We start from the raw sequence: 15,817 nt of genomic DNA, 5'->3' as shown, positions 1-15,817 counted from the left end.
ACGATCAAGGCCGAGTGGGTAGAGTTGAGTGCTCATAACCGCTGCACCCCGAGCGTCTGCTTCCAGGAACGGCGCCAACAGAGTTCTACGACGTGTTTGGGTCGGTAGGAGGCCGTCCGCTTTTTCCGGCAGACCTGCTCCGAAGCGGACCGGCTGGTTTCGGCCAGCGCCGGTCGGCCGCCGCAACGGCAGACATGTTTCTTCATAGACGGACGCGTCACAGACACGCCGACTGCCGACACGATGACAGATCAAGAAATAAGTGCATGAGCTTAGTATTGTTTATTTTTTCGAAATTCTGCGCTGCTTACGCTTTCGAGAAATATAAAGCGCGATCCCTCCAAGAACGACGTGACATCGTCGGAAATCGTCTGTGACAGATTGTGCGGGATGGGCCATCCATAGACGAATTTGCGGATCGCCAGATAGAAGACCTTCCCGTGCATGGCCCAGGCCGCCTCGATCTCCCGCTCCGTCAGGGGGATCGTCTCCGGGTCCGGCAGGCCGAGATCGGCCCGAACTTCCGCGCAGATCGGATGGATGACCCGCTCGCGGATGGTCGCGAGGTAACGGGGCGCGATGTCGTAGCCCTTCAGACCTGAGAAGACGAAGATCCGGACCCACACGAAGTCAAAGATCTGCTCGGTGTATTCCGCATAGAAGCGAACGATCCTGGAACTCAGCGGTTGAGACCGGTCACAGACCAGCCCGGTCCAGGCCGGGTTCCAGCGCTTAACGTAGACGTGCTCGTAGACGCGGTCCAGCAGCGCCTCTTTCGTCGGGAAGTATCGGAAGATCGCCGAATGGGTGATGCCCAGTTCCTTGGCCAGTTCCCGCGTCTGCCCGCCGAGACCGTGCTCGGCGAAGAACTGCGCGGCGGCCTCCACGATCTGCCGCTCGCGCTCGGCCGCGGGCAGGCGGCGCCGGGCCTTCGCTGGCGTGGGATGCCCGGGGCAGTCGGCAGTCGGGGTCATGCTTCGTGACCGGTTGGTTATTTCGCTTGACGGGGCATTCCACCCCTCGATAGCTTGTTACCAAGCGGTCAACAACGATTGAACCGGCATCCGGCGGCCTGGGAGGGACGCACATGAAGGCGCGGGCCTTCGATTACCGGCGCGTGACGAGCGTGGCGGAGGCGCTCGACGCCTATGCCGGCTGCCCGGGCGAGGCGCGCTACCTCGCCGGCGGCCAGAGCCTGCTGCCGGCCCTCAACCTCCGCCTCGACGCACCGGACCTGCTCATCGACATCGGCCGGGTCGACGCCCTGCGGGGCATCGCCGTCGAGGGCGACGCCCTGCGGATCGGCGCCCTGACCCGCCACGCCGAGACCCTGGCCTCCGACCTGATCGCCGCCCACGCGCCGATCCTGACCGAGGCGGCGGCTTTCATGGCCCATCCGGCGATCCGCAACCTCGGGACGATGGGCGGCAGCCTCGCCCTGGCGGATCCCGCCTCCGAACTGCCGGCCTCCATGCGAGCCCTCGGGGCGTCAATCGAGATCACCGGGGCGGCCGGCACCCGGAGCGTGGCCGCGGACGACTTCTTCCGGGACCTGTTCGAGACCGTGATCGCGCCGGGCGAGATCCTGTCGGCGGTGCGGGTTCCCCTCGCACGGCCCGGCACGCGGATGCGCTTCGATGAGATCGCCCGGCGCCGGGGCGACTACGCGATGGTCGGGCTTGCGGCCCACCTCGCACTCGCGGGGGATGCCGTCGAGACGGCGCGCCTCGCCTTCTGCTCCGTCGGCCCGACCCCGATGCGGGCTCCGGCGGCCGAGGCCGCCCTGGCCGGCCGGCCCCTCGGGCCGGAGAGCATCGCGGCGGCGAAGGCGGCGCTCGCCGACGATCTCGCCCCCGACGACGACGACACCCTCTCGGCCGCCGCGCGGATGCACCTCGCCCGGGTCCTCCTCGGCCGGGTGCTCGCCGCCCTCGGGGACGGCCATCGGCAGGCGGAGGCCGCATGATCGCGCCGCAACCGATCGCCCTCACGGTCAACGGCGACAGGGTCCGGCGCTTCGTGGAGCCTCGCCTGTCGCTGGCCGATTTCCTGCGCCAGGATCTCGGGCTCACCGCCGTCCACCTCGGCTGCGAGGTCGGGGCCTGCGGGGCCTGCATCATCAACCTCGACGGCCAGCCGGTCCATGCCTGCCTGATGCTCGCGGTGCAGGCGGACGGGATGCGGGTCGACACGCTCGAAGGGCTCTCGGATACGGGGGCGGTCGCCGCGCTGCAGGCGGCCTTCCACGCCCGCAACGCCCTGCAATGCGGCTTCTGCACCCCGGGAATTTTGGTCGTCGCCCTCGACTTCCTGAAGGGATGCCGCCCCGGCGGGGCCGCTCCCCCCCGCGAGGCGATCCGCGACGCCCTGTCGGGCAATTACTGCCGCTGCACCGGCTACGAGGCGATCGTCGATGCCATCGAGGGCGTCGCGAAGGCCGCCTGCGCCACGGAGGAGGCGGCATGAGCGCGGCCACCGACAGCCCGGGCCGGACCCGCTACATCGGCCGGGGCCTTCCCCGACCGGGCGCCAAGCGCCTCCTGGCGGGACGGGGGCGGTACACCGACGATGTCGCGCTGCCCCGCATGCTCCACGCGGCCTTCCTGCGCAGCCCCTACGCCCATGCCCGCCTGGGCCCGATCGAGACCGCCGAGGCGGCCGCGATGCCGGGGGTCCATGCGGTGCTGACCGGCGCCGACTTCGCGCGGATCTGCGCGCCCTGGACCGGGACGCTCAGCCATTTCAAGGGGATGCGCTCGGCCCCGCAGATGCCCCTGCCGACGGACAAGGCGGTCTGGGCCGGCCAGCCGGTGGTGATGGTGGTCGCTGAGAGCCGCGCCGAGGCGGAGGATGCCCTGGAGGTCGTCGGCATCGACTTTGAGGAGCTGGAGCCGGTCGTCGGCCTCGACGCCGCCCGCGCGCCCAACGCGCCTCGGATCGATGCGGACGCCCCCGACAACGTCCTGTTCCGCACCCGGATCGAGGCGGGCGACACGGCGCGGGCCTTCGAAGGCGCCCGGAGCGTCGAAATCGACCTGCGCTTCGGCCGGCACACCGCCGTGACGATGGAACCCCGCTCCCTCGTGGCCGACTACGATCCGGCGGAGGAGCGGCTGACTGTCCACCAGTCGACCCAGACGCCCTACCAGTTCCAGGACATTTACGCCCGGCATTTCGGGCTCTCCGAGTCCAGGGTCCGGGTGATCGCCCCGGATGTCGGCGGCTCCTTCGGGATGAAGCTGCATCTCTACCACGAGGACATGGCGGTGGTGGGCGCGAGCCTCCTGCTCAGGCGGCCCGTGAAGTTCACCGCCGACCGGATGGAGGCTTTCGCCAGCGACATCCACGCTCGCGACCACCGGGTGCGCGCCAGGCTCGCCTTCGAGGGCGACGGGCGGATGCGGGCGATCGAGGTGGACGACGTGACCGGCGTCGGCCCGTTCTCGGCCTATCCGCGCACTAGCGCCGTGGAGGGCAACCAGGTGGTGCGCCTGATCGGGGCGCCCTACCGGCTCGGCGACTACCGGGCCGACCTCACGGTCGTTGCCCAGAACAAGGTGCAGATGAGCCAGTACCGGGCGGTCGGCCACCCGATCGCCTGCGCGGTGACGGAGCGGCTGGTCGATCTGGCGGCGCGGGAACTCGGCCTCGACCCGTTCGAGATCCGGCGGCGCAACTTCGTGACCGACGACATGTACCCGCACAGGACGCCAACTGGGTACACGTTCGAGAAGCTCTCGCTCGCGACCTGCCTCGACCGGCTCCACGCCCTCATGGACTACCCGGCGCTGCGCGCCGAGCAGGCGGCCCTGCGGGAGAAGGGCATACACCGGGGCATCGGCATCGCGACCTACGTGGAGATCACCAATCCGACGCCGGCCTTCTACGGCGTCGGCGGTGCCCACATCTCGGCGCAGGACGGCTGCGTCCTCAAGCTGACGCCGGCGGGCGACGTGGCCTGCGCCATCAGCATCACCGAGCAGGGCCAGGGCAGCGAGGCGATCGTCGGCCAGATCGTCGCCGAGGGCGTGGGGCTCGACCGCGACCGCGTCCGGGTGCTGACCGGCGACACAGAGACGACGCCCTCCGGCGGCGCGACCTGGGCCTGCCGAGGGGCGGGGATCGGCGGCGAGACCGCCTTTCAGGCCGCGCGCAGGCTGCGAGCGCGCATCCTGGAGATCGCCGCCGCCATCCTCCAGGCCGAGGCGGGCTCCCTCGACATCCGCGACGGCGCGGTGACCGACGCGGACGGCAGTTCGCGGATGACGCTGACCGAGGTCGCCAACCTCGCCTACTACCGCTCCGACCTGCTGCCGCCGGACGTGTCACCCGCGCTCACCGTGGCGCACCACTTCGCGCCGCGCGGCTACCCCTTCGCCTTCACCAACGGGATCCACGGCAGCCTGGTCGAGGTCGACACCGAGACCGGCCTCGTGCGCATCCTGAAGCACTGGGTGGTCGAGGATTGCGGCCGGGTCATCAACCCGCTCCTCGTGGACGAGCAGATCCGCGGGGGCGTGGTGCAGGGGCTCGGCGCCGCCTTCTTCGAGGAGTGCCGCTACGGCGAGACCGGCCAGCTCCTGAACGGGTCGATGACCGACTACCTCGTGCCAATGGCCTGCGAGATGCCCGACATCGTCATCCGCCACGTCGAGACGCCGACCAAGGACACCGAGCTCGGCGCCAAGGGCTGCGGCGAGGCCGGCACCGCCGCCTCCAGCGGCGCGGCCCTCAACGCCGTCAACGACGCCCTGCTCCCCTTCGGCGCCGGGGTCTCGCAGCTGCCGATGACGCCCGAGCGCATCCTGAGGGCGCTCGGCGTGGTCTGACGATTTTCGAGAGGTCGCGACGCGGGCCGGCCTTCAAGAGCCCTGCGCGAGCACAGGAGGAACGGGTGATGGGTCAGGGTACGCTTTCGCGCCGGACGCTCGTCGCCGGCATGGCCGTGGCGGGGACCCTCGGCGGGATCGGCCGTCCGCGCCCGGCCCGCGCCGCCGAAACGATCCGCATCGGCTTCCCGACGCCGGTCACCGGCCCGTTCGGCGCCGAGGCGAAGGACCAGATCCGCTCGGCCGAGCTTGCGGTCAAGCAGTTCAACGAGGCCGGCGGCCTGGACGGGCGGATGGCCGAGCTGCTGGTCCGCGACGACAAGCTCAACCCCGGCGAGGCCGCCACCCGCACCCTGGAGTTGATCGAGAAGGACAAGGCCCATTTCATCGTCGGGGCCCTGTCGAGCGCGGTGCAATTATCGGTCAACGAGATCACCCGTTCCCGCGGGGTGCTCTACGTGTCGATCAGCCAGTCCGACACGATCAACGAGGTGAAGGACTTCAGCCGCACGACCTTCCACGAGGCCCTGAACCCGCACATGACGACCGCCGCGGTCGCCAAGCACGCATTCAGGAAGGGCACGAAGGTCGCCTACCTCGTCGCCGACTACGCCTACGGGCACGAGATGCTGCGGGGGTTCAAGCGCGCCGCCGCCGCCATCGGCGCGGAGACGGCGGGCGAGATCCTGCACCCGTTCGGCGCGGCCGATTACTCGACCTTCATGCCGCGCCTGCGCTCGATGCGGCCAGACATCCTCTGCATCTGCAATTTCGGCCGAGACCAAGCCAACAGCATCAAGCAGGCCAACGATTTCGGCATGAAGAAGGTCGCCCGGATCGTCGTGCCGGTGCTTTTGCACAACCAGCGCCTCGCCGCTGGCCCCGACGCCTTCGAGGGCGTTGTCGGCGCCAGCAACTACTACTGGCGCCTGGAGGAGACCGTCCCCTCGGCGAAGGCGTTCAACGACGCCTTCAGGGCGGCCTATGGCGGGGCTGTGCCCACGGATTACGGGGCCTACGGCTACGCCGCCGTCCGCTCGCTCCTCATGGCCGTGAAGGCGGCCGGCGGCACCGATACGGACAAGGTCGTCACCTCCCTCGAAACCCTGAGATACGACGTCGCCAAGGGGCCGGAGCATTACCGCGCCTGCGACCACCAGGCGGTGCAGTCGGTGCTGGTCACCGAGTCGAAGAAGAAATCCGAGATGGCCAATGAGGCCGACCTCTTCACGATCCTGGAGATCGAGCCGGGTTCGGAAGCGGCCCTGCGCAGCTGCGACGAACTCGGGCACCGCGCCTGACCGGGGAGCGGGAGACGGCCATGGATTGGGGATCCCTCGACCTCGAACTGATCGCCATGCAGCTCTTCTCGGGGGTGGCGCTCGGGGCCGTCTTCGTGATGCTGGCGCTCGGCCTGTCGATCATCTTCGGCATGCTCGGCATCGTGAACTTCGCCCACGGCAACGTCTTCATGGTCGGCGCCTATGCGGGGGTGTTCGTGATGGAGCGCACCGGCAGCTTCTGGGCGGCCCTCATCCTCGGCCCGCTCCTCGTCGGGGCCCTGGGCCTGCTCGTGGAACGGTTCCTGATCCGGCCCCTGGCCGGTCGCCCGCCGGACGACGCCCTGCTCCTGACCTTCGGCCTCGGCTACGTGCTCGTGGAGGGCGTGCGCATCCTGTTCGGCTCGGACGGCCTGCCCTTCGCCACCCCGGAGGCCCTCTCCGGCGTGGCCGACCTCGGGGTCGGCTTCTTCCCGATCTACCGAATCTTCGTCATCGGCGTCGTCGCCCTGGTCCTCGTCGCCCTGTGGGTCGGGCTTGAGCGGACGAAGCTCGGGCTGATCGTCCGGGCCGGGGCCCGCGATCCCGAGATCCTGCGGGTGCTCGGGGTCGATATCGAGCGGCTGTGGCTGTGGGTGTTCGGCCTCGGCATCGCGCTCGCGGCGCTCGGCGGGGTGCTCGCCGCGCCGATGCGCTCGGTCAACCCGGAGATGGGCAACGTCGTGCTCGGCGAGGCCTTCGCCGTCACGGTGATCGGCGGGATGGGCTCCCTCCTCGGCTCGGTCGTGGCGGGGCTCCTCGTTGGCGTCGTGGTCTCGATGACCGCCCTTCTCGCCCCAGAGATGGCGAGCATCGCGATGTTCGCCTTCATGGCGCTGGTGCTCCTCGTCCGGCCCCAGGGGCTGTTCGGCAAGCCCGGCCTCGGCGCCTGAGGGAGCGCGACGATGCAGCCCCTCGACCAGACCGTCCTCGCGACCGCGCCGCCGGTGCCGCGCCGGTCGCCCCTCGCGGGGGGCGCCCTGTCCCGGTGGCGCGCGCCGCTCTCGATCCTCGCGCTGCTGGCGCTGCCCTTCCTGCTTCCGTCGCAGGCGCTCGCGGTCAACGTCCTGATCTACGGGCTCTACGCCGTCGGCTACAACCTGCTCTACGGGTACACCGGCCTGCTCTCGTTCGGACACGCGGCCTTCTTCGGGACCGGGGCCTACGTTACCGGCATCGCCATCGGCGCCTACGGGCTGCATCCGCTCGCCGCGATGGGGCTCGCGGTCGCCGCCGCCGGGGCGCTGGCGCTGGCCCTCGGCGCGGTCTCGATCCGGTCGCGGGGCATCTACTTCGCCATGGTGACGCTCGCGCTGGCGCAGCTCGTCTACTACGCGGCGCTTCAGGCTTCCGCCTGGACCGGCGGCGAGAACGGCCTGCGGGGCTTCACCGTCGCCAGGATCGGCCTCGGCCGCCTCGCCGTCGACATCCTGAACCCGCTCACCAAGTACTTCGTGGTGCTGGCCTTCGTCGGCGCCGCCCTGGCGATGATCTCGCGGATCCTCGCCTCGCCCTTCGGGGCGGTGATCGAGGCGATCCGCGAGAGCGAGACCCGGGCGCGGGCCTGCGGCTTCGACGTGGAGCGGACCAAGCTCCTCGCCTTCGTGCTGTCCGGCCTGTTCTGCGGCCTGGCGGGGGCGCTGTTCGCGATCCACCTGTCGATCGTGCCGCTGGACAGCCTCGCCTACCACACCTCGGGCATGGCGGTCGTGATGACCCTGGTCGGCGGCGCGGGGACGTTCTTCGGGCCCTTCGTCGGCGCCCTTGCGGTCCTCGTGCTCGAGGATGCCCTGAGCCTGTGGACGCCGCACTGGCAGCTGGCGCTGGGCACCGTCTTCATCCTCTTCGTGCTGTTCCTGCCCCGGGGCCTCTGGGGCACGGCGCTGGCCCGGATCGGTGCGATGCGGGGGCGCCCGTGACCGGCCCCGTCCTCCAGGTCGAGAACCTCGGACGCCGCTTCGGCGCCTTCTCCGCCCTCGAAGGGATCAGCGCGACCCTCGGCCGCCAGCGCATCACCGCGGTCATCGGCCCCAACGGCGCCGGCAAGAGTACCTTTTTCAACCTTCTCTCGGGGGCCCTGAAGCCCACGAGCGGATCCCTCCGGTTCGGCGGCCGCGACCTCGCCCGCGTGCCCCAGGCCCGCTTCGCGCATCTCGGCATCGCCCGGTCCTACCAGATCACCACGGTCTTCCCCCGCCTCACCGCCCACGAGAACGTCCGCACGGCCCTGCAGGCGCGGGCGAGCCGCTACGATTTCTGGAGCCGGCGCGACCGTCTCGCTGGGCTCGAAGACCGGGCCGACGCGCTCCTCGACTCCGTCGGCCTCGCCGGCCGCCGGGGCCGGCCCGCCGCCGCCCTGGCGCATGGGGAGCAGCGGGCCCTGGAGATCGCCATCGCGCTGGCCGCCGACCCGAAGCTCCTGCTCCTCGACGAGCCCACCGCCGGGATGGGGCCGGAGGAGACGAAGGACATGGTGGCCCTGCTCCACCGCCTTGCGGAGGCGCGCGCCATCCTCCTCGTCGAGCACAAGATGAAGATGATCCTCGGCCTGTCGGAGCGGATCCTCGTCCTGCACCATGGGCGCCTCATCGCCGACGGCAGCCCGGCCGAGATTCAGGCCGACCGGGAGGTCCGCCGGGTCTATCTCGGCCAGAGCGGTGGGTACGGCCATGCTTGAGATCGACGGCCTCGACGCGTGGTACGGAGCGAGCCATGTCCTGCACGGCCTCACCTTCGCGGTGCGCGAGGGCGAGATCCTGGCCCTCATCGGCCGCAACGGCGCCGGCAAGACCACGACCATGAAGGCCGTGATGGGCTTGATCCCCAAGGTCGGCGGCCGGGTCCGCTTCCTCGGGCACGACCTGCTCGGCCGCCCGGCCCACGGGCGCTTCCCCCTGGGGCTCGCCTACGTGCCGGAGGACCGGCGCATCGTGCCGGGCCTGACCGTGCGCGAGAACCTGAAGCTCGGCCTGCTGCGCGCCCCCGCCGCGATCCGGGAGGGACCGGCGATCGCCGAGATCGCCGAGACCTTCCCACGCCTGGCCGAGCGCCTCGACCAGATCGCGGTGACGATGTCGGGGGGCGAGCAGCAGATGCTCGCCATCGCCCGCGCCCTCATCGCCCGGCCCAGGCTGATCCTGCTCGACGAGCCGTCCGAGGGCATCATGCCCGTCCTCGTCGAGGAGATGGGACGGCTGTTCGTCTCCCTGCGCGAGCGGGGCGTGACGCTCCTCCTCGTGGAGCAGAACGTCGAGTGGGCGCTCAACCTCGCCGACCAGGCCGTGATCATCGACCAGGGGGCGGTGGTCCACGAAAGCGCGGCCGCGACGCTGCGCGCCGACAGCGAGATCCAGGACCGTTACTGCGCGGTCTGACAGCCAGACAGTGGCGATTTCGGACGGGAGAACGTGATGGACATCACCGGGGAATACCGCATCGCGGCGCCACGCTCGGCCGTCTGGGCCGCCCTCAACAATCCGGATGTGCTCGCCCGCTGCATTCCCGGCTGCAAGGATCTCGCCCGAGTCTCGCCGGAAGAATTCGCCGCCAAGGTCGCCCTGAAGATCGGCCCGGTCTCGGCGACCTTCGCCGGCACCGTCCGGCTGGAGGATGTCCGCGCCCCCGAGGGCTATACGCTCGCCGGGCAGGGCAACGGAGGCATGGCGGGCTTCGCCAAGGGGGGCGCCGTGGTGTCACTCCGCGAGGAGGGCGACGGGACCCTCCTGACCTACGAGGCCAAGGCCGAGATCGGCGGCAAGATCGCCTCCCTCGGCGGCCGCCTGATTCAGGCGACCTCGCGCAAGCTCGCCGACCAGTTCTTCGGCGCCTTCGCCGCCGAACTCGGCGCCCCTGCGCCCATCACGGACGCAGCCGTGACGTCATGAGGATCACGAAGCCGAGCGAGCGACCGCGCCACGCATCGGCATCGATTCTCTACCGCGAACCGGCCATCGGCTTCCGGCTGACTCTAGCCGGCCGCTTTGCGCCCATCGCGGACATCCGATGACCTTCAGACCGCGGCCCGAAACCGGACTGTTGGTGGAGCACCTGCGTCGAGCAGAATTGTGAGCTTTTCCAGTGCCTCTCGAAGCGTCTCCCGGTCCGGCGCTGCGTTCACGCAGACCCGGACCGTATCGCTCTGGTGCGTCGACGATACCTCGAACAGGCTCAGGGGGGTCACTCCCACTCCGATTACCTCCGCAGCCTGCGTGTAGGCCTCCGCAGACCAGCCGTTCCTCAGTTTCAGGCAAAAGTAATAGGCGTTCGGATGGGCCATGACAGCATGCGCCGGCAGCAGCGCGGCCACCAGGGCCTGACGTGCCTGGGTTTCCGCGCGCATCTCCGCGACGATCCGGTCGACCTGCGGTGATGCCAGAAGGCGGGTCGCCCATTCCGCGTTGAACGGCGAGGCCATCAGCGTGCTCGCCCGCATCGCGATCCCGAAGGCGTAGACCAGATGTCGGGGCACGCGCATGAACCCGATGCGCAAGCCTGGGCCTGCTAGCTTCGACAGACTTGAGATGTGCACGACACGGTCCGGTGCGAGCGCAGCCAGCGGTCGCAAGGGCGGATCACCCAGGAAGCCGTAGACATCGTCCTCGACGATCAGGACGTCGTGGCGAGCACAGACTTCCGCCACCTGCCGTCGCCGTTCGTCCGACATCGTGGCCGTCGTCGGGTTGTGCAGCGTCGGCGTGCAGACCAGAACCTTCGCGCCGGTCCGCCGGCACACCACATCGAGGTATTCCGGCACGACACCTTCGCGGTCCATGCGGACGCCGACCAGCGAGCGGCCCAGCATGCCAGCTGCGGATTTCAGACCGTAGAAGGCCAACTCCTCCGCCAGCACGGCATCACCCGGGCGTGTGAGCGCCATGAGCGCGAGCAGCAGGGCGTGCTGGCCGCCGCACGTGATCAGCAGGTCATCGGTCTCGGCTTCGATCCCGAAGCGGCCGAGCCATCGCGCCGCGATCACACGATGTGCGTGAAGGCCGATATCGACCTGGCTCGCCAGCAGCGTCCCGATATCGAGGGCTCCATCAAATTCCGCACGGATCAATTCCAGCGCGGGGTGGCGCATCGCATGCGCCGGGAAGTTGTGAGACAGGTCAATGAAGGTCTGGCGCGGGATCTGCTCCCGCAGCGATGACGGTCCGTCCGGATCCTGCATGTGGTTGAGGAAGGTGCCGCGGCCGACCTCGCCTCGGGCGAGACCCTTTCGCTGCATCTCGGCATAGGCCCGGCTGACCGTCCCGATGTTAAGGGATAGCCACGCGGCCAAGTCGCGCTGCGGCGGTAACCTGTCGCCCGGTCGCAAGGCGCCGGTCCGCAATGCGATCTCGACCGCTCCGACGATAGCGAGGTAGCGGGGCCCTGCCGTCCGCTCGATGGTCTCCGTCCATCCGGGTCTCATCCCTGCTCCGATTGTCCCACTGATTGTCTCGGTTGGTTCGCATCGCAGACCGAAATTCGCGCGCGATGCCGCCAATATTGACGCGCCAATCCCGACTGTATCGCCTAACTTGACCATGACAATATGACCCCATGCGCTGGGTCATGGACAGGGTGCGGGTGACGCCCGCGGAACGGAGATCGCGGTGCATCAGCCCCAATCGGCCTCGTCGATGGTGTTTCACATGATCCCCGGCGGGCCGCGGCCGGTCGCTCCCTTCAGCCACGCCGTCGAGGCCGACGGGTTCGTCTTCGTGACGGGGCAGATGCCCGATACGCCGGTCAGCCCTGGCATCCTGCCCGACGGTATCGAAGCACAGACCCGCAACGTGATGGCCAACCTCCAGACGGTCCTGGCCGGCCTCGGTCTCGGCTTCGAGGACGTGGTCGTCGCCCGCGCGTTCCTGACGGAGTTCAAGCGTGACTACGCAACGTTCAACGACACCTACAAGTCCTTCTTCCCGCCCGATCGGCTGCCGGCACGAACCTGCGTGGGCACGACGGGTCTCGCCTACGACGCCCTGGTCGAGATCGATTTGATCGCCCGTCGTGGCAACGCGCCAGCTCCATCGTCGAACGAGCAAAAGGACTGAGCCATGTCTCCTGTTCGAGGCAAGATCATCGGTATCGCCGCTGCCGCTGCGGCAATCCTTCATCTCGGGACTGCCTTGTCCTTCGCGGCGAGCCTCGACGAGATCAGGGCCAAGGGCACGATGGTCGTCGCGACCGAGGATAGCTACAAGCCGTTCGAATATGTCGAGAACGGCAAGCCGATGGGTCTCGACCACGAACTCCTCGCGCTTTTGCGCAAGGAAGCGCCGTTCAAGATCGACCAGCAGATCATCCCCTGGACAGGGCTGCTGGCCGGTGTTGCGACCGGAAAATACGACGTGGCGCTGACGGCCGCCGTGATCACGCCCGACCGCATCCAGAGTCTCGCGTTCACGATGCCGATCGCCGAGGCCACGCAGTATTACGTGGTTCGTGCCGACGAGACCCGGATCAAGGGCGTGCCGGATCTCGCGGGCAAGACGGTGGGGGTGCAGTCCGGTGGTGCATCCTACGCGGCCCTGGCCGATCTCGAACCCACGCTCGCCAAGACCGGGGGCAAGCTCGGCAAGGTGGTGCAGTACACCTCGCTTCCGGAAGCCTACCAGGACCTCGCCAACGGGCGGCTCGACTACGTGATCAACGGCGTCGTGAACCTCGTCAGCCTGACGAAGGATCAGCCGAAGCGCTTCAGGATGGGTGAGGCGGTCGGCGCGTCGACCTATGCGGCCTGGGCCGTGGCCAAGGGCAATGACGACCTTCTCGACTACCTGAACAAGTTCATGGCGAAGGTGCGCGCGAGCGGCGAACTCTACGCCCTGCAGGAGAAGTGGCTGGGCCGGGCCTTCAAGGACATGCCGTCTACACCGACCAAGTAGGCGGGCGTCGCGCGACGATGTTCAGAGACGCGCAGGGGAACAGGCCATGACCTGGCCGGCAATCCGGACGATTCTCGACGGCGCGGTGGTCACCGCCGCGCTGGCCGCGGTCAGCATCCTCCTCAGCCTGCCGCTGGGTCTGCTGGTCGCGCTCCTGCGCTGGCGCCGCGTCCCGGTCGTGTCGGGCCTCCTCGCGACCTTCGTCAGCGTCGTGCGGGCCACGCCGTTCGTGACGCTCGTCTTGTTCGTCTACTTCATTCTGCCCTCTGCAGGCCTGGAGCTGAATCCGGTGCCGGCCGCGATCCTCGCACTCACGCTGAACACGGCGGCGTTCAGCAGCGAGATCTGGCGCTCGGCCTTGCAGACGTTTCCTCTGGATCAGCGGGAGGCTGCCATGGCCTTCGGCATGTCGGAGGCGGGCACCTTCACGCGCATCGTCTTCCCGCAGATCTGGCGGGCGAATCTCGGGCCGCTGGTCAGCGAAGTCACGATCCTGCTCAAATGCACTCCGGCCGTGGCGGTCATCGGGGTCGTCGAGATCACGCGCGCGGCCAGCCGGGTCGGCGCCGAGACCTATGAGCCCCTCCCGCCCTTCCTCGTCGCCACGCTGATCTACACCGCGCTGATCGCGGCGATCGTCCGAGGTCAGCGCGTCGTCGAGCGAAGGATCGCCCGGCGCTTCGGATCGGTGAGCCCGTGAACGGACTTCTAGTCGTCTGGGAGAGCCGGGACGTCTTCCTGTTGGGAGCGGCGAACACTGTGTCGCTGGTGCTGGGCTGTCTCCTGTTCAGCATCCCCCTGGGCATCCTCGGTGCGGTCGTCCTCATGGAAGCGTCGGCGCCGCTGCGTCGCCTTCTCGCGGAACTGATCGATCTCTTGCGATGCGTGCCGTTCCTGCTGCTCGCCTATGTCGTCTATTACGGCCTGCCCGAACTCGGCCTCCGGCTCGATTCCTGGTGGGCGGGTCTCTTGTCGCTGACGATCTACACGACGGCCTATCTGGCGGAGATCTTCCGGTCCGCCTTCTTCGCCGTGGCGAAGGACAACATCGAGGCCGCCCATGCCTTCGGTCTGTCCCGCAGCCTGCTCTACCGGCGCATCATCCTTCCCCAAGTCGCCATCACGGCCGCTCCGATGATCGGCAATCAGGTCATCACGACCATCCGCGACAGTGCGCTCCTCATGATCATCACGGTCCAGGAGCTGACCTTCGCGGCGAATTTCGTCAGCGCCAACCACTTCACGCCGTTCGCGCCCTTCGCCGCGGCGGTCGGCCTCTACCTGCTCATGTCGTTCGTGGTCGAGGAGGGCGTGCGCCGGATGGAGAGGGTGAGGAAGGTGCGATATGGCTGAGAACGCCCCTGCCATCTCGGTGCGCGGTGTTTGCAAGGATTTCGGCGGATTCGAAGTCCTCCGCGACATCGACCTCGACATCGCTACCGGTACGACGACCTGCATCCTGGGGCCGAGCGGCTCGGGTAAGTCGACTTTGCTGCGCTGCCTGAACTGGCTGGAAGAGCCGAGCGTGGGCTCGATCCGCATCGACGGCAAGCCAATCGGGCGGACCGGGGAGGGCAAGGCCGCGAAGCCCATGGACCGGCGCGAGCTGGCTGCGGCTCGAACCCGCATCGCCATGGTGTTCCAGCACTTCGCCCTGTGGCCGCACCTGACGGTGCTCGGCAACGTGACCGAAGCGCCTGTCCACGTTCTGGGACGTCCGAGGCGGGAGGCCGAGGAGGAGGGCCGAGCCATCCTGGCGCGGGTCGGCTTGGCCGAGAAGGCCGACATGTACCCGCACACGCTGTCCGGCGGCCAGAAGCAGCGCGTTGCGATCAGCCGCGCCCTCGCGATGACGCCGAGAGTCATCCTGTTCGATGAACCTACCAGCGCCCTCGATCCCGAAATGGTCGGGGAGGTGCTCGGCGTCATCCGGGAGCTTGCGAGGGAGGGACTGACCATGGTGATCGTGACCCACGAGATGAGCTTCGCTCGCGACGTTGCCGACACGATCGTGTTCATGGAGGGGGGATGCATCAGAGAAGTTGCGACGCCGCACGACTTCTTCACCGCGCCCCGGTCCGACCGGGCCAAGGGCTTCTTATTTCGCAGCTAATCGACGCCCTGGCCTCTCGCGGCGCGTTGTCCGTTAGAACAATCGCGATCGCGCAAATCCTGCTGCGCGCCAAATCACATTCAGGGCTTCACTCGGAAGCAGACCTTCAGTTTGGCGCCCATCGCGGTCATTCAGTGCGCCGAATCCGCGTCTCCAAAGCGGACGCCCGAACACTTCCGCCAGGGCGCGTCATCGCTTGCGCCAGTCGAGGGCGGCGGCCACTCAGAGGACGCTCATGAAGCTGACGGCGGTCCTCTCGTAGCGGGTGGCGATCCCGCGCCACTCCTTGAGCCTGGCACAGAGCTGCTCGACCTGATTGCGATTATTGTAGATCCAGTCCGGGCAGGTCACAGGTGCCTCGTAGCGCGGCGGTGGGATCGCCGGGCGCCCATGTTCCAGATGTGCTCGCGAAAGGCGTGGCTGGTGTAGCCGCGATCTCCCACGATCACTTGGGCACACCCGGCAGTTCGTCGAGCAGAGGAACCGCGTGAGGCAGCTCATGGGCCTGACCAGGCGCCAGCCCAAAGGCGATGGCGCGTACGCTGCCGTCAGCGATCACGCAGGCCTTGGTGCCATAGCGTCTGGGTCCAGGTCGTCTCGGCGTAGGGAGCCTCGACGCGCCGAGCACGGCCACGAAGATCTCGGCCTCGCGCACGACGCCGGTGGCGGGGTCGACGA

General features: G+C 68.6%; 16 protein-coding genes and 2 pseudogenes. 14 read left to right on the top strand and 4 right to left on the bottom strand.

Annotation, left to right across the window (positions count from 1 at the left end; translation table 11 throughout):
• Nucleotides 1-272: 272 nt before the first annotated feature.
• Nucleotides 273-974, bottom strand: coding sequence for a TetR/AcrR family transcriptional regulator (locus tag Q8W67_RS23255; RefSeq protein WP_305550198.1), 702 nt, complete (start codon nucleotides 972-974; stop codon nucleotides 273-275).
• 113 nt (nucleotides 975-1,087) lie between these two features.
• Here Q8W67_RS23255 and Q8W67_RS23250 point away from each other — a divergent pair, with 113 nt between their 5' ends.
• From Q8W67_RS23250 to Q8W67_RS23210, 9 genes are all read left to right on the top strand, one after another.
• Nucleotides 1,088-1,966: a xanthine dehydrogenase family protein subunit M gene (locus Q8W67_RS23250; RefSeq protein WP_305550196.1), complete on the top strand. Its 879-nt coding sequence runs from the start codon at nucleotides 1,088-1,090 to the stop codon at nucleotides 1,964-1,966.
• Nucleotides 1,963-2,466, top strand: coding sequence for a (2Fe-2S)-binding protein (locus Q8W67_RS23245; protein WP_305550194.1), 504 nt, complete (start codon nucleotides 1,963-1,965; stop codon nucleotides 2,464-2,466). Before Q8W67_RS23250 ends, Q8W67_RS23245 begins: the two co-directional genes overlap by 4 nt.
• Nucleotides 2,463-4,829 (top strand): xanthine dehydrogenase family protein molybdopterin-binding subunit, encoded by a 2,367-nt coding sequence (locus Q8W67_RS23240; RefSeq protein ID WP_305550191.1) that lies wholly within the window; start codon nucleotides 2,463-2,465, stop codon nucleotides 4,827-4,829. Before Q8W67_RS23245 ends, Q8W67_RS23240 begins: the two co-directional genes overlap by 4 nt.
• A 68-nt stretch (nucleotides 4,830-4,897) precedes the next feature.
• Nucleotides 4,898-6,130 (top strand): ABC transporter substrate-binding protein, encoded by a 1,233-nt coding sequence (locus Q8W67_RS23235; RefSeq protein ID WP_305550184.1) that lies wholly within the window; start codon nucleotides 4,898-4,900, stop codon nucleotides 6,128-6,130.
• A gap of 20 nt (nucleotides 6,131-6,150) precedes the next feature.
• The gene (locus Q8W67_RS23230; RefSeq protein WP_305550182.1) at nucleotides 6,151-7,041 is read left to right on the top strand and encodes a branched-chain amino acid ABC transporter permease; all 891 of its coding nucleotides are present in this window, start codon (nucleotides 6,151-6,153) and stop codon (nucleotides 7,039-7,041) included.
• A gap of 12 nt (nucleotides 7,042-7,053) precedes the next feature.
• Complete coding sequence (locus Q8W67_RS23225; RefSeq protein ID WP_305550180.1) at nucleotides 7,054-8,067, top strand: branched-chain amino acid ABC transporter permease; 1,014 nt, start codon at nucleotides 7,054-7,056, stop codon at nucleotides 8,065-8,067.
• Nucleotides 8,064-8,825 carry an ABC transporter ATP-binding protein gene (locus Q8W67_RS23220; protein ID WP_305550178.1) on the top strand — a complete coding sequence of 254 codons (762 nt, stop codon included), beginning with the start codon at nucleotides 8,064-8,066 and terminating at the stop codon, nucleotides 8,823-8,825. The genes Q8W67_RS23225 and Q8W67_RS23220 overlap by 4 nt, the downstream gene beginning before the upstream one ends.
• Complete coding sequence (locus tag Q8W67_RS23215) at nucleotides 8,818-9,522, top strand: ABC transporter ATP-binding protein (RefSeq protein WP_305550177.1); 705 nt, start codon at nucleotides 8,818-8,820, stop codon at nucleotides 9,520-9,522. Before Q8W67_RS23220 ends, Q8W67_RS23215 begins: the two co-directional genes overlap by 8 nt.
• A 36-nt stretch (nucleotides 9,523-9,558) precedes the next feature.
• Nucleotides 9,559-10,032 carry a carbon monoxide dehydrogenase subunit G gene (locus Q8W67_RS23210; RefSeq protein WP_305550175.1) on the top strand — a complete coding sequence of 158 codons (474 nt, stop codon included), beginning with the start codon at nucleotides 9,559-9,561 and terminating at the stop codon, nucleotides 10,030-10,032.
• Nucleotides 10,033-10,157: 125 nt separating this feature from the next.
• On the opposite strand, the gene Q8W67_RS23205 is transcribed toward Q8W67_RS23210, so the two are convergent.
• Together Q8W67_RS23205 and Q8W67_RS26925 are read right to left on the bottom strand one after the other, a co-directional pair.
• The gene (locus Q8W67_RS23205; RefSeq protein ID WP_305550174.1) at nucleotides 10,158-11,318 is read right to left on the bottom strand and encodes a PLP-dependent aminotransferase family protein; all 1,161 of its coding nucleotides are present in this window, start codon (nucleotides 11,316-11,318) and stop codon (nucleotides 10,158-10,160) included.
• Between the two features lie 21 nt (nucleotides 11,319-11,339).
• Nucleotides 11,340-11,561 (bottom strand): annotated as a pseudogene (locus tag Q8W67_RS26925) (GntR family transcriptional regulator); the annotation flags it as partial.
• A 211-nt stretch (nucleotides 11,562-11,772) separates the two neighbouring features.
• On the opposite strand from Q8W67_RS26925, the gene Q8W67_RS23200 reads away from it, so the two are divergent.
• The 5 genes from Q8W67_RS23200 to Q8W67_RS23180 are packed head-to-tail and all read left to right on the top strand — an operon-like array spanning nucleotide 11,773 to nucleotide 15,139.
• Nucleotides 11,773-12,192, top strand: coding sequence for a RidA family protein (locus Q8W67_RS23200; protein ID WP_305550243.1), 420 nt, complete (start codon nucleotides 11,773-11,775; stop codon nucleotides 12,190-12,192).
• Between the two features lie 3 nt (nucleotides 12,193-12,195).
• Nucleotides 12,196-13,026 (top strand): transporter substrate-binding domain-containing protein, encoded by an 831-nt coding sequence (locus tag Q8W67_RS23195; RefSeq protein WP_305550173.1) that lies wholly within the window; start codon nucleotides 12,196-12,198, stop codon nucleotides 13,024-13,026.
• A 46-nt stretch (nucleotides 13,027-13,072) separates the two neighbouring features.
• Entirely contained in the window at nucleotides 13,073-13,726 is a 654-nt protein-coding gene (locus Q8W67_RS23190) for an amino acid ABC transporter permease (RefSeq protein WP_305550172.1), read from the top strand.
• Nucleotides 13,723-14,379 carry an amino acid ABC transporter permease gene (locus Q8W67_RS23185; protein WP_305550171.1) on the top strand — a complete coding sequence of 219 codons (657 nt, stop codon included), beginning with the start codon at nucleotides 13,723-13,725 and terminating at the stop codon, nucleotides 14,377-14,379. The genes Q8W67_RS23190 and Q8W67_RS23185 overlap by 4 nt, the downstream gene beginning before the upstream one ends.
• Entirely contained in the window at nucleotides 14,372-15,139 is a 768-nt protein-coding gene (locus tag Q8W67_RS23180; RefSeq protein WP_305550169.1) for an amino acid ABC transporter ATP-binding protein, read from the top strand. Before Q8W67_RS23185 ends, Q8W67_RS23180 begins: the two co-directional genes overlap by 8 nt.
• Before the next feature lie 222 nt (nucleotides 15,140-15,361).
• Here Q8W67_RS23180 and Q8W67_RS23175 read toward each other — a convergent pair.
• Nucleotides 15,362-15,716: pseudogene (locus tag Q8W67_RS23175) on the bottom strand (transposase); the annotation flags it as partial.
• Between the last annotated feature and the right edge of the window lie 101 nt (nucleotides 15,717-15,817).

Source organism: Methylobacterium sp. NEAU K (assembly GCF_030700285.1).
In the GTDB taxonomy this organism is placed as follows: Bacteria; Pseudomonadota; Alphaproteobacteria; order Rhizobiales; family Beijerinckiaceae; genus Methylobacterium.
The sequence above is the reverse complement of the archived record's forward strand: the minus strand, read 5'-3'. Positions and strand labels throughout refer to the sequence as shown.